The sequence below is a fragment of the Thalassomonas actiniarum genome (assembly GCF_000948975.2).
Classification (GTDB): Bacteria; Pseudomonadota; Gammaproteobacteria; order Enterobacterales; family Alteromonadaceae; genus Thalassomonas; species Thalassomonas actiniarum.
The window spans coordinates 604972-625502 of sequence record NZ_CP059736.1 but is presented as its reverse complement, the minus strand read 5'-3'; the positions used below and the strand labels follow the sequence as shown (position 1 = coordinate 625502).

The following is a 20531-nucleotide window of genomic DNA, read 5'->3' as shown; positions in this document are numbered from 1 at the left end:
GTGCTGGCAGCTCGACAATTCCCCGCCCCTTTTATTTGATAAACCTGTGAATTACTCCGTTGGCATTATCTTGAAAGGTTTGATTGTTCAAATCACCAAAGAGCGCGCTCCCTGGTGTGAACACTGCCAAGCTGCAACTCCTGCAGTACAACAAGTGTTGACGGAAAAAGTCCCCCTGGGACGTGCGTTCAAGATAAAGCTTTGGCCGACTTTGACCCTGATGCACCATGGCAAAGAAGTGGCATGTCTGGTGCGCACCTTATCGGTTGAAGAGGTTCGCCAACTCGTGTTAAAAATCAAATAAAAAGACGGATAGCAGGGTACTATAGTTCCCTGCAGATCCACCTCCTTTTGTTAGATTTTATCTGATCCTGAGACACACTATGGCTGAAGCACAATGCTAAGCATATAGTGAAACATCTTATACAAAAGCATTCTGGCCGCGGCCCCCAGGCATAAACCTTTGCCGGAAAGCATCATAGCTTAGCACCAAAGTGGTTACATTAATTTTTCACCAGGCCTTCATTCATTTCCAGAAAAATTTACCGGCGACCATGCAGGTAAAGCTTTTAATGCCGGGGTGGCATAAGCACCAAATTCTCGGGTGGCAAACTTTACTTTACCGTTAACCACAGTCATCTCAGCTTGCGTTTGCAATAGTTTTTTTTCATCCACGGTAAAAATATCCTGATTGAGGATAGAAAAGTCCGCATACATTCCTACTTTTATTGCTCCTTTAACTTCTTCCTCCCCTGAGAACCAGGCGGAGCCCAAGGTAAAGAGTTTAAGCGCAGTTAATCTGTCCAAAATATTACGCTCGTCATAGAGCTGTGTGCCGCCAATCGTTTTACCAGACACCACCCAGTAATAGGTACTCCAGGGATTAAAGCTCGAAACCCGGGTGCCGTCCGTTCCCAGGCCTACGGGAATATTTAATGCCAACATTTTCTTGATTGGCGGCGAGCGCCGGGTTTGCTCGCTTCCGTATCGAGCTAAAAAGTCTTCTCCGGCAAAAGCTAAACGCCCTTGAATCGCAATACCTCCCCCTAAAGCTTTAAGACGTATCAGGTTATCATCCGAGATAGTTTCTCCATGATCGAAAAACCACCGTACTTTAGTTAACGGCTGGGTTTCATTAATTTTTTCAAGTACGGTTAACATTTTGTTTATGGTTTCGTTATAGGTAGCGTGCAACCTGAATGGCCAGCGATTATTAAGATGCAAACGCACAACCGCTTCGAGTTCTTTTTCCGCATTGGCTGCCATTTCAGGCCGCTTTGAAGTAAAATTCTCATAATCAGAGGCGGACCACACCAACAATTCCCCTCCCCCTTCAATGACATAACCCGAATCAAAATCACTATGCTGGTTCTGCTCTCTTTGATAACCAGTCATCCAGCTTTTAAACTGGTTTAATTCCTGTTGGGGCTGTTGCGGGAACAAGTATTTAGAGACCCGTATTGGCAGTTCGCCATTTAAGGCTAAATCTGTACTCGCCTGATAATTGTTCGGAAACTGATGACCGCCACCGCCGGCATCTATAGCGCTGGTGACACCTAAACTCAATAGTTTTCGATAAAATTGTATCGAAGAATTATATTGCTGCCGAGGATTTAATTGCGGTAAGGCGCTGATGGTTTGATACAAAATGGCGGGATTGGGATCCGCAATCAACATTCCGCTTGGTTGACCGCTACTATCCCTTTGATAACGACTACCTTTAGGAGCTTTACTGTCTTTATTGATCCCCAGCGCTTGCATGCCAGCTTTATTGAGTAAACCGCCGGAATAGAGAAACAAAACAAAGGCAGGATTATCGGGTACCGCCTCATTTAATTCGCTCACCGTCGGCATTCTTTTTTCTTCAAATTGATAGGGACTCCAGCCGCCAATAACCCTTACCCATTGCCCTTTCGGCGTTCTTTTCGCTTGTTGGCTAAGCAGAGATAAGGCCTCTTTTAAACTGGTAATGCCTTCCCAGCGGGTTTCAAGATTATAGAACCTCCCTCCCCTGACCACATGCAAGTGTGAATCATTAAGTCCGGGAATAATACGCTTACCTTTAGCGTCAATAATTTGTGTATGAGCTTGTTTGTTTTTTAGCAATGTATCGGCATCATGGCTCAGTTGTTCAAACTTACCATCTTTCACCGAAAAAGCCGTAATATTAGAGCCGTCAAAAGTAGTGACCTTAGCGTTATGCACTATGATGTCTGCAAAAGCGAAGGCATGGTTTGATGTTAATAGTGTACTCAGTGCGAGTCCGATCAGCTTTTTAGCTTTCATTTTCATTGGAAAGTCCGGGATAAATACAGTGGAAAAGAGAGGCTGTGAGCACAGCCTCTGCCGGTTTTTAGTCTGATTTACAATTAGTGGCCTTCTTCAGCACCGAACATAGCTTTAGCATAAATAATGCCCAGGCCGTAACCACCACCATGCTCTTTGGCGATGTCGGTTACCGCTTTATAGGTGCTGCCCCTGCTCCAGTCCCTTTGCAGCTCAAGCATATATTGCAACCAGGTAATAGGTTGGGCCCCTGCCTGTATCATTCTTTGCACCGCCATGTCGTGGGCTTCTTTGCTGACACCGCCGGAGGCATCGGTAACGAAATAAACGTCATAACCTTCATCCAACGCTGATAATACCGGGCCAACGCCACAAACTTCAGTCCATAAGGCAGCAATCACCAGCTTCTTCTTGCCGGTTGTTTTAAACTTTTTAACTACCCGATCATCTTCCCAGGTATTCATTGTGGTGCGATCTATAGGGGTTTGTTTAGGAAATACCGCTTGTAATTCAGGAAACAACGGACCACTAAAAGACTTTTTCGCTACTGTCGTTAAAATCGTCGGTACTTTAAAAGCCCTGGCAGCCTTTGCCAGCCCGGTAACATTGTTGCGAAGCTCAACAATATCGTGGGAGGCGGTAGCAAAGGCCATTTGTGGCTGATGATCTATGAGCAACAGGGCATGATCATCAGGTGTCAGTAAATCTTTTCCCGGTTTTGCGGCAAACGCCGGCGAAACTAAAAATGTCAGCATTACTCCGGTGAGCAGGTATCTAAAATGTTTTATCGTGCTTAACATGGCTATTTCCTCTTACTTTTTCTGGATTACTTAGTTGATTAAAATAAAAAATGATTCGTCGGCTTACACCGCCTTCATCTCGAAGCGCTATCAATTGGGTTATAATTTTCCTTTGTTATCCCCCTTATCATTAACAGGCTGCAAGGTTAAGCCAGCGCCTAATTTCGAACAATATGACGATTACTCCCTTTACTGTCTCAAAATATGAGACAGTAAATCCTTTATACTTTTGTCAGGAGGAGTGATATGGATAAATTTTCTGCAATGAAGGCATTTGTGGACGTAGCCGAAGCCGAGAGCTTTGCACAAGCAGCACGGAAAACCGGGCGTTCCAGATCACAAATCAATAAATTAGTGATCAATTTAGAAGATCATCTTGGGGTTAGTCTGCTAAATCGAACGACACGCAGCACCACCTTAACCCCCACGGGCGTAGCCTATTTGGAAAGGGTTAAAGGCATTTTAAATGATCTGGAAGAAACAGAAGCCTTGCTGCAAACTAACCAGCATTCACCTGCCGGTGAGTTGAAAATAAATGCCCCGATGTCGTTTGGCACTATGCATTTAAGCCCAGCCGTAATTGAGTTTATGCAAAAGTATCCAAAAATAAGCGTACAGGTATTTTTAAGTGATCAACTGATAGACCCGGTTTCAAACGGCTTTGATATGACGGTGCGCATTGCCAGTCCTACCGATAGCCTGGCATTGGTTGAACATACTATTGTTGAATCGAAAAGAATTATCTGTGCCTCACCAAAATTTCTGGAACAATATCAAGAACCCGTTACAGTGGAGCAATTAAGGGATTTACCTTGTTTGCATTACGGTAATTTACCATCGGGTAATAATTGGAAATTACATGGGACTGACGGTGATAAGATGCTCAAGGTTAATGGTGTCATGTGCTCCAATAATGCCGAAATACTCCGGGATGCTGCCGTAGCAGGCATGGGGTTGGCGTTATTACCGGTTTTTATTGCCGGCAAAGATTTACAAAGCGGTAAGCTGGTGAATGTCTTGCGTGAGTATACAGCACCGCCAATTCATTTAAGCTTACTCTATCCTCCCAACCGCCATCTTTCCGCCAGAGTAAGGCTATTTGTGAAGTTTATTCAGGAAAAATTTGGCGGTAGTGCTTATTGGGATAGTCTTGGCCAGGAAAAAGAGAACCATGCGGATTAAAGTAAATTGTAAATAATGCCCCAAGCGACCTAACCAATTGTACGGTTAGGTCGCTAATACATCTAATCAACTATTACTAATTTCGATGAAACGCTTCTTTAAAAGCTTTCAAACACAATGGCTAGCAACAAAAAGAATATCGTAATTTTATCCAAGTTAAACAAGAAATTACTCAATACATGAAATAACCGGGTTTAGCAGAGTAATCACCGAGTCCGTCATTTTAGTCACCGTTACCATATCAGCTCCAACAAATATTCGTCGTTATCACCTTAACTGCTGCCAATATAAGGAAGAGCTATATGAGTGCTGAATTTATCAAATGCCTGGAAGAAATTGAAAAGCAATATAAAAATTTTGTTATTGATCATGTTAACAAACTCCCTATGTACCCGGGAAAAGGAACCTTAGAAAGACTTTCTAAAACCAATGACCTCTACGGTAAATGTGAGGATTTTAAGCGCGAACTGCTGCAAACACAAAAAAACCCGAAATCTCCTAAGTCCCGCAGCTGGCAACTGTTAAAAGCAGACTATCTCGTTATCCAAAAAGCGGTTAACAAATGCGGCAGTTATGTGACCTACCGCAAACTCAGAGATAGCTTTAAGGCCCTTAAAGCCTTTAATATGCTTGATGATCAAAGACAAATTTATAAAGTTAAAACCTCTAAGCTGGAAAAAACAAAGGATAGAGAACGGGATGTAAAGGCCTATGACTTACAGGCAGCTTCCAGTAAGCCTTTTAGCGAAGGTGTTTATCGGCGCTCACAAAAACAGCATGACTTCCATGGACAAGGATTAAATGCTTTTGGCGAACGCACCCAGAGCTATTTCGACCAGGTTTATGCCTATAATGTTGGCGCCAATGCCAGCGCCATGGATGAGGTCTTCAGGTACCACACGGCAAATAAGAAACGACGGAAGAAACGTGCCGATAATAGCAGTGTTCGCGGGGTGATCGACCGCCTGTTAAATCATAAACTGGCGACCTTGAAGAAGATAGTGGACGGTTTTCAGCCCAAAAACGACGAGAATCGCTTCTTTAAAATTGACAGTAATCAGCTGGATGCGAATTATCCCTGCCTGATCATCCTTTTTGATAACATCCCCGGCAGCGGCAAAGACATTCCCGAAGGCTACCCGGAGTTTGCTACCCATTGGATCCTGGCTCATATCAATCTTCGCCTGCAAGCAGAGGAAGCCTGGCCGATCATCACCAGAAGACAGAGTTTTGGCTTTCTTACTCCCACCATTACCGATGTCCATTCGGGGGTCAGGTTGTCGCTGGGTATTACGCCAAACCAGAAGTTTATCGATTGTGTGATCCAGGGCATTGTAGATGCAGATTTGGCCTTAGGATCGCTCACCTTTAATGATGATAACCCTGCCTGCCCAAATCAGGCACGCTTTTTAGACTTATCAGAGAAAGAAATAGAAATACACCCGGGGTTATATAAGCATGTGGTGTTAGATAAATTCAGGGGAGGACTTGCCTGTGCCTGTGGCCATAAAATCTTACGGGCCAAGATAGAGGAAAAAGCCAGCAGTAAAGGCCAGGTACTCTCGATAGAAGATATCAATAGCTGCTTTGGCGTTAAGGCTAATAAAGATGAGTTTATGCTAGCTTATAATACCTACGCTACCGGCAATTTGGAAAACGATGATGTAGGGCAGCATGACAGCCCGCTCGACGGCGATTTCAACCAGCTGGATGTGGACCAGGAAGCCAAGGATCTCTTTGAATTGCTGATTAATATCTTCACCACGGCGCTAAAAAAATACGCACCGGAGAAAAAACGCACCTATCCGGACTATAAAAACCTGTCGCAGGCACTTAAACGTATGGCCGATGACATGGTCGTGCAAACGGTACAGGAGAATCCCTTTTTTGATGTTGAAGATACCTCTGATGATGAAGACGGCCAGCAGAATTTTTACAGTCCGTCAGGCATGAGCTCCCTCTTTGGGCCTATGGTGGCACTGAAAGAAGCAATGGACTCTTTAGACTTAAATGAAGAGCAACTGCCAATTCCCTATAGCTGCTTAAAGTATTCTTATTTTGAAGCATCCATGTCCTGGAACCGCACCTTAGATAGCGAATACTTTAACCGTGCCGATTTATTATTCGAGCACTTGGAAAATATGATGTATAAAGCCGCGTTGCAGAAAGAGACTAACCGTGATGATACCTATGAATATGTAAATGAGCACTATGGCCCCACGATTACCAGCCTGATCGATGAGCTTAAAAAAACCAATACCGTTGTTGCGCCAGAAGATGATGAAGATAAGGAATTCTTAATCGGTGCCTTACCTAATGATTTACAGCCCTTTGTCGAGTGGTGTAGAAAACCTCTTATTCTGCATATAGATAATAATCCCTGCGTCAACACGACCGATGCGCCGATTATGACCAAGGCATCCAAGCTCACCGACAGCCAGTATTCAGAGCTTAAAATGATTATCTTGGATATCACTTCCAGTACTTCGGATCAGGTGAAAGCCTTTGTTGATGATTTTCATCAACAAGAGGCGATTCCATTACTGGTTACTGCTGCCTCTTCGGTCAAACATGGCGAGCTGGGGCTGGACGGCTGGCAACTGGGAGAAAATAAAGTTTACCTGAGTAAAGCTTTGAAACAGGATCAGAACAGTTTAGATCTCTACAGCAAAGTAAAGTCGAAATTGAAAAAGATCACCCGCTCTACCGAGTCCGGCTACAGCCGGTTAAACCGTCGACTGTTAAGAGAAGCGGTTAACGAAACGCTATTGGCTTCATCAAACTAAACAGTATCAATATGGATTAGTTCAGGCCAAACCTGACAACCGGCTCAGTGCCATTAGCAGACATTGGCAGCTTATTAAACAATTAAAACGGGCTTGTTGACAGCCCGTTTCTATTTGCAACGGCTTCAATAATTTACTTAGCCATTTTCAGTAGCTTAGGCTTGTCACCTGAAAAATCAATCCAAGGATTATCGTTCAAAGTTTCTGTACCTTCTACACTTGGCTCTTCATACCGCATGACGAAGTTTTTTGGTCCGTGAGCATAGGCAACGACTAAACCATAATCAGAGTCTAAGTAACCGCCATGTGGTACCAGTCCGGGGTAACTAATACGCCAAGCTTTGCTATCCAAACCGACGTAACCTAAAGTCAATTTACCCACAACATTATCAGGTAAGACAAAAAACCAAGTCCAGGAACCACCAGAAACGATTGTCATTACTTCATCAATGCCAACACCGGCATTAGAGCTATTTACGTGAAGTTTGCCAAATTTTTTCTGTAAGTAGTGTTTAATTTCTGTTGTCATTGCATTCATATCATACACCTTAGGGTAAGGTGCGACACCAAGCTCTGAAGTTGACAGGTAACCGCCACGGTGTGCTTCAGGCTTGCGTCCAGCCTTCGCTATTTCATCCAATAACTGGCCCCTGTGAAGCGAGAATAAAGACAATAACTTCTCGCTTTCCTCTTGCGTTACTGCTCGCTTAGTAGACGCTTTAAGAATTGGTTTTGCTGCCTCTGGCAAGGGTAAAGTACTGACTCTCACACCTACTTTTAACAGATGTTGATTAACAGCTTCGACCCCGTTTACATCGGCTCGACCATCGCTAAATGACAAGGTTAACTGGCCTTTGGTTGAAGGTTGACTTGCAAGCGCTGATGACACACTCACAGTTGAAAGTACGGCTATAAAAACCATGTTTAATAACTTGTTCATAATTTGCTCCTGTCAATGCATCACTATGATGCGATTCGGTTAACACTGAGCAGTTTAGGAGCAGAGACATCAAAGAAAAACCCGGTTTCAGTCAACTTACTGTTCACCAAAAGTAGACTATCTCATTTAATAAGCCACATTTGTTTACTATCACTCACCCCTATTATTAACCAAGAGTAAATAATTTTGTTACTGAAGCTATGTTTATCTACTGATGCTGGATATTTAGAATTTCAGGTATTCGTTTTCTATGCCTGTTTTAGAGGTGGTTATGACAAATCTAACGTCTCATGGGTTAGCCATTTTGATGACGCTTTTCATTGCAGGGTCTTTTTTATCTGCGGCTGAATTATCAGGTATCATTCATCCTGTTGCTTTGACACTACTAAGATTTATTGGTGCCGTAATAGCATTTTCCCCGGTAATACTAACTATTCCAAAACACAGATCCGCGATTAAAAAAGTATTGCCTAAAAGCTTAATTATCAGTCTTTTCTACTCGGTGTTTTTTCTGTGTATGTTCAAATCTTTGGAAACAACAACGGCACTAAACACTACCGCCCTGTATACCCTGGTGCCATTTATTACTGCTGTCTTGTGCTTTGTTTTCTTCAGAGAAACCATCTCCGGGTATATGTTAAACGCCTATACCATGGGAACAGTCGGAGCTATGTGGGTAATATTTAAAGGAGATATCAACACCATCTTTGCTCTATCGCTAAATAATGGGGACTTATACTTTTTAATGGGCTGTTTCTCAATGGCAGGATTCTCCATTGCTATGAAAACTTTATATCAAGGCGAAAGTATGCCAGCCATGGTTTTCTGTACGCTAATAGGCGGGGCTATTTGGATGGCGCTGGTATTGATTTTTATCGGACAACCACTAGAAATAGACAAGATCCGTGAAACAGATTATTTTCATATCCTTTACTTAGCCTTATTTGCTACTTTATTCTCCACGCTGATAATGCAAAAAATCACTGTTCAACTTGGTCCGACGAAAGTAATGGCTTATGTATTCATGACGCCAGCGCTAGTAATATTGCTGCAATTCGTTTTACAAGGACAGTCAATTAATAGCCCGATATACCCCGGTATCATACTTTCTGTTATCGCGACATTTTATCTACAAAAAGTTAGCACAAACAAAGTTAAGTCCACTTAACCAGGCAATTGTTCAACTAAAAAGTCTATTAAAGTTCTTATTTTGGGTGATTGCTCTTTATGAAATGGATAAATAGCATAAAGAGCATGTGTTTCAGCTTGCCAATCCTGAAGCAACTCAACGACATCGCCATTAGCTAAAGCATCGTCGACAAACATCCTAGGCGTTAATGTCACACCTAACCCGGATATAATCGCTTGTTTTAAGCCCAAGCCATTATTTACAGCATAAGAGCCAGGGTTTAAATCAACAGTTTGAGTTTCTTCGCCTTTTTTGAAAGTCCACTGTTTGGAGGATGAAAGAGTGTAAATTAAACAGTTATGCAGGGTGAGATCTTCAGGAACTTCCAGTTTAGGAGCATTTTTTAAATATTCCGGCGCGGCACATACCACTCTTTCAATATCTAATAACTTACGTGATTTTAAACTGGAATTTTTGAGTAGCCCTCCTCCCCTGATAGCAATATCAACCCCTTGTTCTACTAAGTCTATGTAACTATCACTCATAATGACTTCAATTGAAATTTCAGGATGCAATTTCATAAAGTCACAAATAATGGGGTTTATTTTTAGAACGCCTAATGTCATTGGGATACTAATTTTGACTGAGCCCCTTAGTACATTAGAGGAGTCGATCATCGACAGATCAGCACTGGCTAAATTATCTAATATGACTTTAATTTGATCATAATAGACTTGGCCACTTTCCGTTATATGCAGCTTCCGTGTCGTGCGATTGATAAGAGCTGTTTTTAAAAAGTCTTCTAACTCATTAATATTTTTACTGATAGCGGCTTTGGATAAGTTTAAATCCTCAGCTGCTGCTCTAAAACTGCCAAGTTCTATTACTCGCCTGAATACTTCTATAGCCCTTAATTTATCCATTGAACGCCTCAATTATCAACTGTCAGTAAACTATTCTATCACTAATGTGATGTTTATCTACTGCAGGTCAGGTTTTATAGTGAATTCACCTTTTAAACCTCTCATTTGGGATCACAAAAATGAATATAGATATCGGAATAAACGCAGAAAAACGAGTGGAAATTGCACAATCACTCAAGCACTTACTAGCAGACTCATACACGCTTTATTTGCAAACTCATAACTTCCACTGGAACGTAACGGGAATGCACTTCAGGGAATTGCACCTAATGTTTGAGGAGCAATATAACGAGTTGGCAACTGCTGTTGATGAAATAGCTGAACGCATACGTTCTCTTGGTGAAGTTGCCCCCGGATCATACAAAGCATTTACCAAATTGAGTTCTATTGCAGAGGTTGAAGACATTCCAAATGCGAGTGAGATGGTCAAGATTTTAACTTTGGGTCATGAGCAAATAGTTAAAACCTGCCGAATTGCTCTAAGCCTTGCACAAAGTGCGGAAGATGAATCATCGGCATCACTGGTATCTGACCGAATGCGTGAGCATGAAAAAACGGCCTGAATGCTTCGTTCAATGCTTGCTGATTAGCCACATTGATTTTGTAAATAGGAGTAACTTATGGCTGTTTTAGATAAAGGTATTTGGGAAATTAATAAAGAAGCGACTGAACTGGCATTTGAAGATAGATTTTCTTCTGAAGTTATTAGTGAGGAAAACAGATATCATTTGTACATGTCGCTTGCATGCCCTTTCGCTCATCGCCCCTTGTTGGTTATTAAATACTTGGGTCTTGATGATGCCATCTCGGTATCCTCGGTTGCTCCCAAACGTTACGACAATGGCTGGCTATTCAACGAACAATTTCCTGACAAAGTAAATGGAAAAAGTCGTTTGATTGATCTGTATTTAGCAGCAAAGCATGATTACTCAGGAAGAGTATCTGTGCCTGTCCTGTGGGATAAGGCTCATAATACAGTTGCCGAGAATGACTCTTCGTTAATCGCTGAAAACTTAGCTGCCAATTGGCTGGCATTGGCAAAAACCCCCGCAACCTTAATTCCAACATCGCTTGAACATGAGGTTAGAGAAATGAATATCTGGTTGCACCAACATGTTAATCGTAATGTGTACCACGTGGGATTTGCCAAAAATCAAACGGACTATGATAGAGCGAGTTCGGACTACTTTTCTGCCCTAGAGAACTTGGACAAAAAATTGGCAGGATCATTATATCTTTTTGGCGATAGAATAACTTTATCTGACTTCTTTCTATTGCCGACTCTGGTAAGAATGGAAGCCGTATATGAGATTCACTTCAAAGCTAATTTAAAGCCATTAAAAGCGTTTAAGAACTTATATAGATACATGCTGAACCTGGTAAGCAATGAAAGCATTCGTGAGACCGTTGATATAGCTTATATGAAAGCACATTACTATGTTTCTCATAGCCATATCAATCCTACAGGCATTATACCATCAGGCCCTGAAATTATATGGTGATTGAATGTCCGCTTGTCGCCACTAAACGAGAAATTTGAGCTTTCAAACCGCTAACAGCACAGAGCCGGACAGCCAAAATCTGATTTCCCGGGGTTAACAAATGCTTAGTTTTCAAGACGGCACTGCCCCTCAAGATTCCGGCACACCAATACATCTTTAGCAGTTAAAACATGAGCTTACGTTAATTTCTGAAGCTTTTTAGCTATAGAAAAATAGCAATTTTGTGAAAAAGTGGAAATTAAGGAAAACAATAGCTTAGCGAGTTTTTTAAGCTTGAAAACCACTGTATAAGGGGACACCTATTTTTATCAACAAATGCAAACAACGGAAATTTTTTCCTCATTTAATTCGATTATACATCTGCTTGTGACTCTCTTTTAAGACAGCCATTTAGTGAGAATTCATCAATATATAATCTATATTAAATTATCATAAATAATGTCTCTGGATAATGTAGTTGATTAATACCTATTTATTAGTTAAGGAAGAAACATGCGTAAGGTACCATACTTTTTCGTCCTAATCATTACGATACTTTTAGAAGGATGTTCCACACATTCGCAATTAATAGAACCTGAATTTGCGGTGGTTAGAACGTTCTTTGCAACGGATCGAAACTTAACAGGGAAAACTAAACCAGGTGAAATGTTTGGTGTTGAACGATCAAAATTAACATATGGTACGTGTGATGTAAGTATTCCGCGTGATCACCGTATGGGAAAGCTAGAATCACCGTCAATATGGAGACTCCAATTCAGAGAAGAACCATCGAAACATGTTGTCCTTCTAAGTACTTGGATTAATTCCAAAGACAAGTACTTTACTGATTTAGCTGCCATGGTAAATTCAGCCCAAACACGTAGTGCATTTATTTTCGTTCACGGATACAACGTTACATTTGAAGAAGCTGCAAGAAGAACCGCGCAGATTTCATATGACCTTGGATTCGAAGGGGCTTCTGTCTTTTACAGTTGGCCATCTCAGGGCACAATTCCCGCATACACTATTGATGAACAAAATATAGAATGGTCGCAGGCTCATTTAAGAGCTTTTCTTGTAGATTTCTTTGTTCACTCTGAAGCCCAAAATGTCTATTTGATAGCTCATAGTATGGGAAACCGAGCATTAACACGTGTGGTAGCGTCACTCCTCACAGATAAACCTTTGCTTCGTGAACGGCTTAAAGAGGTAATACTTATGGCGCCTGATATTGATGCTGATGTATTCAAAAGAGACATAGCTCCTGCACTTGCCAATTCAAATCGACCAACCACTCTTTATGCATCATCTAAAGATCTGGCTTTGGCAGCATCAAAGAAAGTGCACGGCAATCCTCGTGCTGGAGATTCAGGGCAGGGCTTAGTTATAGTTTCTGGGATTGAAACGATTGATGCTACAGCTGTGGATACAAGTCTTCTGGGGCATTCGTACCCCAAAGATGAAAGTTCTGTCTTATCAGATATATTTAATTTGATTCGTAACGGGCTAAGACCAGATCAGAGGTTTCGGTTAAGCCCTATTGACACAGAAGCTGGACGGTATTGGAAATTCAAACAATGAAGTTGAAGCACACAACCGGAAAAGTGTCCAAAACTTAATCTAAATCAACCGTACGCTATAAACAAACACGCTGAGGGAGGGATTCGAACCCTCGCGCTGTAGTTTTCAGTGCGCCTCAGTGCCATATAATGCGCCCCCTGCAAAAGCACGCTGCACTATATTACACTGGCTGGCACTCTGGATCGATCCAAAATCGATCCAAAAATCATTTATATCGATTCACATCTACTATTGCCACAAAAGCGACATTAAGCTGCAAATATCAAATAGAGCTTGGGATGTTTTTTATCGAATAACACTCATCCAATCATTCTTTCCAACTAATTGGTTTGAATACGCAGTGGATGCAGCTCCAATAACCCCAACAGAAATTCCCGATATGGGAGGCAGGCCGAACAAATATTCTATACCGGATATAGGGAGACTCATATATGTTGACCACTTACTCACTTTCTGCAATTCGAAACCTTTATTGAGCTCCTTTGCAGCCCCAGCAATTATCTTATTGGCTTTTCTTAATGCATGAGTTTCACCATTTTTTAGTGAGTACTCCACCTCATTAAGTGCGGTTCTAAGTCTTTGTATGTCCTTTGATCTTTTTTCTTTTATTCGAAGAACATCCTGTATTGTGCCAATTTTAGGTAAAGCTCCAATGAGCTGCTCACAAGACATTTTAAGTATTCCATATGCTTCCATAGTCATATCTATGTTGCTATGAATATTTTTCATTCCATTTATAGGGGAATCTAATTCTCTAAACTCATTCTGTACAACTATTGTGTTTTGTTGATTACTGATATCAATAAGTGTCATTAATTTGCCTACTGATTCAGTAACATGATATGACCACCAAGATATGATACGTTCATACGCTTGATCTTTAGATATGGAATTACTATCCCACATTTCTTTGTTCTTTATATACCGTGCCTCAGTATGTTCAATAATATATTGATCTACTTTCTTGAATGTTTCAATGTCGTATGAAGTATGCTCAGGTAGGATACACATATCAAAAAATGCACTGAAGAAGGTTTTGGGGGTTAATCCAAACCTCCTTTTTAGGGCATATCTTTCATCTTTTTCTAAGAAAGAAATCAGCCCTGGAATAATCATTGGCTTCAAATACATAGCATAATTTCTTGTCGCCAAGTCCCAATCATTTTGCCCCAGTAAAAGAGGCTCTTCCCATAATGTTATTACATCTATGAGTCCAGTTTCTTTAAGCTTTGAATAATCAAAACCAAAGTCAGCGTCTATTAAAGTTATACGGTCGAAAAGAAGAAACATTTGTAATACAGACGTTTTTTTAGGATTGTATTTATACAGCCTGTCGTAATCTTCTTCTGCAAGAGTAGTTACATCAATGTCTTTTTGCGCAGGCTCAATAGGGGATATAAGCTTTTCCTTAAAAGCTTTGCTAAAAAACGCCCTCTGATATACACCGTAGAGTGATACTTCATTCCTATAGATAGAATTCATCTGGCCTCATCACTTAGTCAAAATGACCATCCATGATGACTAAACCTCTATGCTGAACAATATATTGTTATATTAGGAAATGTATTGGTAATGCACCAGTGACTTTTGCCAAGAAAGCGCACTATCTTCAGGTGCTAGTGCTCGCAAGGGCGTGGCGGTTCAAGTCCGCCCCTGGGTACCATCGAAATAAAGGCCTGCAGCCCGATTTGAGGTTCAGGCTTTTTTTATATCTGAAATTCGTCTCCTTTCCGTCCCCCGTCTGTCCCCTAATACAGTAGTTATAAAATCACGCCAAAAAACGCTACACTATCCAGCTCTAAAAATAATAAACGGACGATTTCATGCAACAACTGCTATTACTATTAAGGCAGAGTTGAAGGCAGAGTTGGACACCCATGAAGGCAGAGTTGGACACCCAAACTTTGGTATTAAGGACTTTAGTAGTGCTACACCGCTCAGTCGAAAAATCAATTTAAAAGGTTGCGGTAAACACAATCATCATTCCATCTTCATCTGTTCGTTGTAATAATTTTTGTGGATCTGTTTCTGTAGTTATATCCCCTTCTTTTATTCCTTTTCGGAATTTAACGAAATCTGTATCTATGTAATACCCCATGCCGACATTAAATGTACTTTTGCCGCTTTTAATACCAAACATCAACCCACCGCCATAAGTTGAAAGTGGATCTCCACCTTCTTCTTTAGCTAAACCAATAGAGAAAAAAGGGCCCCAGCCCCAAACATAATTACCTGTTTGCTCTCCCCAATAGTGATGGGCTTCTAACATCAAAGCGCCTTGGTTAGAGGTAACGTGATCTACTCTTATTTCTCCATTTTCTTCTATGGTCACACCATCAATGAATTCATCACTACCATAATTTAGTAGCGCAATGGCCATATTAAAGTCCCAGCCCCCAAATTTTAGTACTTCATCAGAGTTGGACACTCACATCAGAGTTGGACACTCAAACTTTGGTAAATGTGAAAAGCTGAGCTACCTTTGTGTCACAGTTATTTTTACTGGCAATGGTGTTCACTATGACTCAAGCACGATGTTCTCAAATTTCCCTTTCCGATACCTGTTATTACCATTTGGTTTCCCGCTGTATTCGCCGCGCTTTCCTGTGCGGTGACGATGAATACACCAACAAGAATTATGAGCACAGGCGGCAGTGGATGGTTGACCGTATCCGTTTCCTCACATCGGTATTTGCGATTGAGGTGGCCGCTTATGCGGTAATGTCAAATCACTATCACTTAGTGGTCTATGTTAATGAGCAGGAAGCCAATAGCTGGAGTGATGAAGAAGTTTGTCGGCGCTGGTTACAACTCTATGCTAATAAACCCTTAGTCGAACGCTGGTTATCCGGGGAAGCCAAAACAAGTGCTGAAAAGGCTGCGGCATTGGAAATTATCGAAAAGTGGCGTGGCCGACTCAGCGATATTTCCTGGTTGATGCGCAGTCTTAATGAGTATATTGCCCGTAAAGCGAATAAAGAAGATAACTGCCAGGGGCGCTTTTGGGAAGGCAGGTTTAAATCTCAAGCCTTGCTGGATGAAAAAGCACTACTTGCTTGTATGGCTTATGTCGATTTAAACCCCATTCGCGCTAAAATGGCAAGTACCGTACAAAAATCTGAATATACCTCAGCATACGAGCGGGCACATGATAAAGCCAGTAAGCAAGACAATCCATCAACGCTTCCGTTTAAAGTTAAGCCCTTACTCGGTTTTATTGGCAATGAACATCAAGACCAACCCTACGGTATAGTTTTTTCACTTGTTGATTACTTTGAGCTGGTGGAAGCTACCGGTAAAGCCATTAGAGAGGATAAACGGGGTTATATTGATGAAAATGCTTATCCGCTATTACAGCAACTAGGGTTTTCTGGCGATGACTGGATAGACTTAGCGCAGCACTTTGGCAAAAAATATCACCGGGCAGTGGGCTCTTTAGCGGAATTATCCCTTTATGCCCAACATATGGGGAAAAAATGGATTGCTGGACAGCGAGAGCAGGAAGCTATCTTTCACTAATCTTCAAGCTTTAACAGTAACGATGCCCGCTAATTGATAGTGAAGGTCTATCTTGTTCTAAATTCTTCGATTATCTCTTTTTTGAAAGACAAACATCCGTTCGTAAAATAAATAAAATTCCCTTGTTACTTTGGCTGATATTCATGATATTGTCATCGGTATAATTCAATTTTTGGCTGTCCAACTTTCGTATGGCTGTCCAACTTTCGTATGGCTGTCCAACTTTCGTAGGGGAAAAGGATTAGCTAAATTAATACTTAAAAAAAGTTTTAATGAATTAGGTCATGGGTTGGCAAGGAGCAATCTATACAGTTTTTATATCGAAGCCGCTGTCGCTCATAAAAATATCATTTCTCAAAAGGTTGCGACTAAAGTGATTTCAATTAAATGTGAAAGTGGCATTGATCGGTATTCTCATGAACCTATATTCGTATATCGTAAATTAATAAAGCAAAGTTAACGGAAACGAGAGAGAACTATCAATGAGTGATGAAAAAAATGGAGTAGATAAAGTACAAAACGCCAGCTCTTTTCATATAAATAAATTGCGATTTTTAGTTGAGTTGTTTCTGGCATTGATGGCCACATATTTAGCATTTGAAATGAACTCGATAACAACCAAGTTTAACAAAGAAATGTTAGAGCGAGACCGTAATCAACAGTTTCAATATACCGCAGAATATTATGTAGAAACACTAGGCATGATATATGAGTATGCCCAAAGCGGTAAAGAAATAGTTAATTCTAAGGAAAAGTATAGAGAAAGACTCAATCAGAAACTCACAAGATTCAAAGCAGCAGCATTTTTGTATGAAGGAAGCTTTTGTAAAGATAAAAAATTGTCAGAAGCAATAACGAAATTGAACAAAAATGCTGGCTTCTCTAAAGGTAATAAAGAAACAGCAGAAGCACATTATCGTGAAATTCTAAGTAATAACATGGAGCCAATGCAAAAGTTAATTATTAGCTACATGCAAGGCAATTGCTGATATCATTGGGCTGGCTACAGGAAACAACGGAAAGTAGGTTTTTGAAATGAAAATTGAAAATGGAGAGTTATTTTTCAAAAATCGAATAAATGAATTCACCGAACTAGCAGATAATCTTGAAACCCTCCTATGCTAAAACTAAGCAAAGGAAATGAAATGAAAGCTGCCAGGGCATAACTTATAAAGGGCTCCTTAGAATAGCAAAGCATAAAGCTGTACAGAGAAAACTATGTCTATAAATAACTGGCAAGTGCCCGGGGTTAACAAATGCTCAGTTTTCAAGACGCTACTGCCCCAGGTTATCCATCTCCGGGAGCAGTCATGATTATTGGTTCAAGTCTTGATGAACCTTGTGTATTTTGTGTTTAAAGCCTGTTACCTGATCTTTGATCCAAATGCTGTAATGGCTGAAACCAGCAATGGTGGCTTCGTCCAGAGCTTCTGGCTCCCTGACTATTGCGGCGAAGGCGTCGCAGATAAAGGCGCATTCTTCACTAAATTGGGAGAATTGGTCGCACAGCAGTAACATATCGGTTTTGAGCTGTTTAGCTGTTGAGTCAGACATAACACTGCCCTCTTTTCACCATGGCAAGTGAGTTATTTTCTGCCTTTACTGGCCGGGTATAACGGCGGGAGTGTATGGGGTGGTAGTTATTGCTGCGAACTTTTAACCACTGGCGACAGGCTATGCTGTCAGCTTTAGTTGTTAAAAAAACTTTAACCGAGAAAAACTCTGGCTTATCATTAACTTTAGCCATAATGGATACCCTTGTTATCGGTTGTGGTTAGCTGCTTCTGGGTGTGCTAGCACTCAGGGGCAGCGCTCATTTCGTTTATTTGTTAGGTCATCAAACGCTTTTGGCGTATCTCCTCTGGTTGTTATTTAGTCTTTTATATATAGTACAAAATGCTGGATAAATCGACAGTTACCGTTGATTTATGATGAGAAATAAGCACGATTTTTTACCTGACTTGCGGCTTATTTCCCCCCAGGTTTAAGTTCATTATTATTGAATCATAAAGTATTGATTGATAAGAAATCTTGGCATTGTTTGCCGGATTTCGTGATGCTGAAATCCGGCTAGCTTTTTATTCATATTTACAACAAGCAACTGCGACAACAGCAGCGCTGATATCACACAATAAAGTTCGTTAAGCGTTTAACTCAAATTGACGGTGGTATTGCTCACGGGAAATTTCCGTAGACATGGACCACAGCAACATAAAGGCACAGCCGGTAAGCATACTTTTCATATCCAGATAGCCGTAATAAACCCAGTTCCAGCCAGAGAAAATTTGAGCGACTTCCATGCTGAAACCGATTTCATTCAGGTGACGGATAAAGTTTTCAACCAGTGCCAGTAAATCGATAAACATAAACACTGAAAACAGGCTGGCAAAGGCGACTTCAGCCTTGTATAGACGCACCTTGTCGATGGGTTTATTTTGAGCGGTCAATCTGGCACGGGTAAAAGGTGCCCTGAGTAGTACCATATAAAATAAAAACAGATCAGTAATAAAGTGGGTAGTAAACATAGCCGCACCAAGCCAGACCGTGCTCCGGGTTTCATCGGCATAAACCTCGCTGAAACCGGGCTCAATGGCAAAGATGAAAATGGCTCTTTCAACGGCCTTTATAATGATAAAACCAGCACATAAATGCACGATATTGATATCGTCACGGTTAATAAACATTACCGCGAATATGCTTACACTGAACACTATGGTGATCAACAAAGTGTTTCTACTGACAATAGCAAAAGTGACAATGGCAATGATCAATGCCAGTTTGAATATACCTTCCGTTTTTACAGCACTCACAGCAAACTTCCTCCCTGATCAGAATTTATGGCTTGTTTGCACGGCAGGCAAAGTTGCCAGTATAAATGCCAGGGCTGGTATTGTTGTGAATCTTGTTGTGGGTAAGCTATTACCCGGAAAAAAACAGCTTGAGTCTTCATAATTATCCTTATATTGAATTTGGATTGTATTCGACTATCGGGCCAACGGTACCAGTGGCTGTTTTTTCTCCGGACAAGTATGCAACAGGTAAAATTACCTTAGCAAAACTTGTTTAAGCAGGTGGTTACCCTGCTTGTGATTAAATCAGCTTTAGTTACCGGTGGTCGATAAAGTCCCGTTGTTGTCATCCGCCAACGGGGTGGCGGCCTGTGGTCTAGGTGGTGTATCACCGCTACTACCTACGCCGCCGGAAATACCCGCCAGCATGTTTGCAGTGAAATTGATTGAGCTATCAAATTTTGAGCCTGCTTGAGGCGCGTTTACGAACTTTTCGAAGTGTTTCATTTTCGTCCCTTTCATTAAATTGATCTCTAAGTGTCGAGATTTGCTCAAACAAGGGAGCCACATTCAACGAACAAGCATGACCGATATCGAGAAATTGATTCATCCTTGGCTCGCCAACACCGGTTTCCCAGTTTTCATAGGTAACACGGCTGACTCCTGCTTTTTTTGCCATTTCCCTGGTAGTTTTGTCTACACTCAGGCGTATACAACGCAAATCCTCACCCATAATATCAAACATATAAATTCCCTCTATAATTATTTTCTCAATTAAATCCGACAAATACAGACATAAATCCCGAACCGGCCAATACAGCGGTTATAAAAAGCTTTGTTTAAATTTGCTATTGGCTTTTCACTGGCTCTTAGTAAGCTCACTAGTAGCTATTTATTGATTAAAGGCCGGAGCAAATCATTATTTCGGATTTTATTATAATGAGTACTATAGTACCTGTCACGATAAAAATGAGTACTATTGTATCCATCAGTCTTTGGTGTCCACCATCTCAAGATAAGTTACCTGTGTTTTTCAGAAGGTAAAAAATGGCTGAATAATTGGGAGTCCACGCTTAATGACTTGCCTTAGCTCATGCAAGCACTACCGATCCAGG

Annotated in this window: 19 protein-coding genes; 9 read left to right on the top strand and 10 right to left on the bottom strand. The window is 41.1% G+C overall.

The window, feature by feature from the left end; all coding sequences use genetic code 11:
* Window positions 1-46 precede the first annotated feature (46 nt).
* On the top strand, window positions 47-304 hold the full coding sequence (locus SG35_RS30885) for a thioredoxin family protein (RefSeq protein WP_044831011.1): 258 nt from the start codon (window positions 47-49) through the stop codon (window positions 302-304).
* A gap of 218 nt (window positions 305-522) precedes the next feature.
* On the opposite strand, the gene SG35_RS30880 is transcribed toward SG35_RS30885, so the two are convergent.
* Together SG35_RS30880 and SG35_RS30875 are read right to left on the bottom strand one after the other, a co-directional pair.
* Entirely contained in the window at window positions 523-2292 is a 1770-nt protein-coding gene (locus tag SG35_RS30880; protein ID WP_044831010.1) for an amidohydrolase, read from the bottom strand.
* A gap of 77 nt (window positions 2293-2369) precedes the next feature.
* Window positions 2370-3086, bottom strand: coding sequence for a hydrolase (locus tag SG35_RS30875; protein ID WP_084692477.1), 717 nt, complete (start codon window positions 3084-3086; stop codon window positions 2370-2372).
* 246 nt (window positions 3087-3332) lie between these two features.
* On the opposite strand from SG35_RS30875, the gene SG35_RS30870 reads away from it, so the two are divergent.
* Entirely contained in the window at window positions 3333-4268 is a 936-nt protein-coding gene (locus SG35_RS30870; protein ID WP_044831009.1) for a LysR family transcriptional regulator, read from the top strand.
* Window positions 4269-4570: 302 nt separating this feature from the next.
* Window positions 4571-7054 (top strand): hypothetical protein, encoded by a 2484-nt coding sequence (locus SG35_RS30865; RefSeq protein WP_044831008.1) that lies wholly within the window; start codon window positions 4571-4573, stop codon window positions 7052-7054.
* A 133-nt stretch (window positions 7055-7187) separates the two neighbouring features.
* Here the strand turns inward: SG35_RS30865 and SG35_RS30860 are convergent, their stop codons facing one another.
* On the bottom strand, window positions 7188-7994 hold the full coding sequence (locus SG35_RS30860) for a hypothetical protein (protein WP_053042787.1): 807 nt from the start codon (window positions 7992-7994) through the stop codon (window positions 7188-7190).
* A gap of 250 nt (window positions 7995-8244) precedes the next feature.
* Here SG35_RS30860 and SG35_RS30855 point away from each other — a divergent pair, with 250 nt between their 5' ends.
* Entirely contained in the window at window positions 8245-9162 is a 918-nt protein-coding gene (locus SG35_RS30855; RefSeq protein WP_236702514.1) for a DMT family transporter, read from the top strand.
* On the opposite strand, the gene SG35_RS30850 is transcribed toward SG35_RS30855, so the two are convergent.
* Window positions 9159-10046 (bottom strand): LysR family transcriptional regulator, encoded by an 888-nt coding sequence (locus tag SG35_RS30850; RefSeq protein ID WP_044831007.1) that lies wholly within the window; start codon window positions 10044-10046, stop codon window positions 9159-9161. The genes SG35_RS30855 and SG35_RS30850 overlap by 4 nt on opposite strands.
* Before the next feature lie 119 nt (window positions 10047-10165).
* Between SG35_RS30850 and SG35_RS30845 the strand changes: the two genes are divergently transcribed.
* From SG35_RS30845 to SG35_RS30835, 3 genes are all read left to right on the top strand, one after another.
* A complete protein-coding gene (locus SG35_RS30845; protein ID WP_044831006.1) occupies window positions 10166-10609 on the top strand; it encodes a Dps family protein in 444 nt (147 codons plus the stop codon).
* Between the two features lie 57 nt (window positions 10610-10666).
* Window positions 10667-11548, top strand: a complete 882-nt coding sequence (locus SG35_RS30840; RefSeq protein WP_044831005.1) for a glutathione S-transferase C-terminal domain-containing protein — start codon at window positions 10667-10669, stop codon at window positions 11546-11548.
* Window positions 11549-12040: 492 nt separating this feature from the next.
* On the top strand, window positions 12041-13108 hold the full coding sequence (locus SG35_RS30835) for an alpha/beta hydrolase (RefSeq protein WP_044831004.1): 1068 nt from the start codon (window positions 12041-12043) through the stop codon (window positions 13106-13108).
* A gap of 285 nt (window positions 13109-13393) precedes the next feature.
* On the opposite strand, the gene SG35_RS30830 is transcribed toward SG35_RS30835, so the two are convergent.
* Complete coding sequence (locus SG35_RS30830; RefSeq protein ID WP_044831003.1) at window positions 13394-14590, bottom strand: hypothetical protein; 1197 nt, start codon at window positions 14588-14590, stop codon at window positions 13394-13396.
* A 472-nt stretch (window positions 14591-15062) separates the two neighbouring features.
* Entirely contained in the window at window positions 15063-15488 is a 426-nt protein-coding gene (locus SG35_RS30825; protein WP_044831002.1) for a hypothetical protein, read from the bottom strand.
* A 140-nt stretch (window positions 15489-15628) separates the two neighbouring features.
* Between SG35_RS30825 and SG35_RS30820 the strand changes: the two genes are divergently transcribed.
* Together SG35_RS30820 and SG35_RS30815 are read left to right on the top strand one after the other, a co-directional pair.
* A complete protein-coding gene (locus tag SG35_RS30820) occupies window positions 15629-16627 on the top strand; it encodes a transposase (RefSeq protein WP_044831189.1) in 999 nt (332 codons plus the stop codon).
* 482 nt (window positions 16628-17109) lie between these two features.
* Window positions 17110-17616 (top strand): hypothetical protein, encoded by a 507-nt coding sequence (locus SG35_RS30815; RefSeq protein ID WP_044831001.1) that lies wholly within the window; start codon window positions 17110-17112, stop codon window positions 17614-17616.
* 325 nt (window positions 17617-17941) lie between these two features.
* Here SG35_RS30815 and SG35_RS30810 read toward each other — a convergent pair whose 3' ends face one another.
* The 4 genes from SG35_RS30810 to SG35_RS30795 all read right to left on the bottom strand — a co-directional run bounded on the left by SG35_RS30810 (window position 17942) and on the right by SG35_RS30795 (window position 20161).
* Window positions 17942-18181: a hypothetical protein gene (locus SG35_RS30810; RefSeq protein ID WP_044831000.1), complete on the bottom strand. Its 240-nt coding sequence runs from the start codon at window positions 18179-18181 to the stop codon at window positions 17942-17944.
* A complete protein-coding gene (locus SG35_RS30805; RefSeq protein WP_044830999.1) occupies window positions 18174-18374 on the bottom strand; it encodes a hypothetical protein in 201 nt (66 codons plus the stop codon). Before SG35_RS30805 ends, SG35_RS30810 begins: the two co-directional genes overlap by 8 nt.
* A 394-nt stretch (window positions 18375-18768) precedes the next feature.
* Window positions 18769-19437, bottom strand: a complete 669-nt coding sequence (locus SG35_RS30800; protein WP_044830998.1) for a hypothetical protein — start codon at window positions 19435-19437, stop codon at window positions 18769-18771.
* Between the two features lie 433 nt (window positions 19438-19870).
* Window positions 19871-20161, bottom strand: coding sequence for a helix-turn-helix transcriptional regulator (locus SG35_RS30795; RefSeq protein WP_044830997.1), 291 nt, complete (start codon window positions 20159-20161; stop codon window positions 19871-19873).
* Between the last annotated feature and the right edge of the window lie 370 nt (window positions 20162-20531).

Bases quoted from the DNA above. Each gene is read 5' to 3' on its own strand.
- SG35_RS30880 (WP_044831010.1), bottom strand. From the start codon at position 2,292: ATGAAAATGAAAGCTAAAAAGCTGATCGGACTCGCACTGAGTACACTA.
- SG35_RS30875 (WP_084692477.1), bottom strand. From the start codon at position 3,086: ATGTTAAGCACGATAAAACATTTTAGATACCTGCTCACCGGAGTAATG.
- SG35_RS30870 (WP_044831009.1), top strand. From the start codon at position 3,333: ATGGATAAATTTTCTGCAATGAAGGCATTTGTGGACGTAGCCGAAGCC.
- SG35_RS30865 (WP_044831008.1), top strand. From the start codon at position 4,571: ATGAGTGCTGAATTTATCAAATGCCTGGAAGAAATTGAAAAGCAATAT.
- SG35_RS30860 (WP_053042787.1), bottom strand. From the start codon at position 7,994: ATGAACAAGTTATTAAACATGGTTTTTATAGCCGTACTTTCAACTGTG.
- SG35_RS30855 (WP_236702514.1), top strand. From the start codon at position 8,245: ATGCCTGTTTTAGAGGTGGTTATGACAAATCTAACGTCTCATGGGTTA.
- SG35_RS30850 (WP_044831007.1), bottom strand. From the start codon at position 10,046: ATGGATAAATTAAGGGCTATAGAAGTATTCAGGCGAGTAATAGAACTT.
- SG35_RS30845 (WP_044831006.1), top strand. From the start codon at position 10,166: ATGAATATAGATATCGGAATAAACGCAGAAAAACGAGTGGAAATTGCA.
- SG35_RS30840 (WP_044831005.1), top strand. From the start codon at position 10,667: ATGGCTGTTTTAGATAAAGGTATTTGGGAAATTAATAAAGAAGCGACT.
- SG35_RS30835 (WP_044831004.1), top strand. From the start codon at position 12,041: ATGCGTAAGGTACCATACTTTTTCGTCCTAATCATTACGATACTTTTA.
- SG35_RS30830 (WP_044831003.1), bottom strand. From the start codon at position 14,590: ATGAATTCTATCTATAGGAATGAAGTATCACTCTACGGTGTATATCAG.
- SG35_RS30825 (WP_044831002.1), bottom strand. From the start codon at position 15,488: ATGGCCATTGCGCTACTAAATTATGGTAGTGATGAATTCATTGATGGT.
- SG35_RS30820 (WP_044831189.1), top strand. From the start codon at position 15,629: ATGACTCAAGCACGATGTTCTCAAATTTCCCTTTCCGATACCTGTTAT.
- SG35_RS30815 (WP_044831001.1), top strand. From the start codon at position 17,110: ATGAGTGATGAAAAAAATGGAGTAGATAAAGTACAAAACGCCAGCTCT.
- SG35_RS30810 (WP_044831000.1), bottom strand. From the start codon at position 18,181: ATGTCTGACTCAACAGCTAAACAGCTCAAAACCGATATGTTACTGCTG.
- SG35_RS30805 (WP_044830999.1), bottom strand. From the start codon at position 18,374: ATGGCTAAAGTTAATGATAAGCCAGAGTTTTTCTCGGTTAAAGTTTTT.
- SG35_RS30795 (WP_044830997.1), bottom strand. From the start codon at position 20,161: ATGTTTGATATTATGGGTGAGGATTTGCGTTGTATACGCCTGAGTGTA.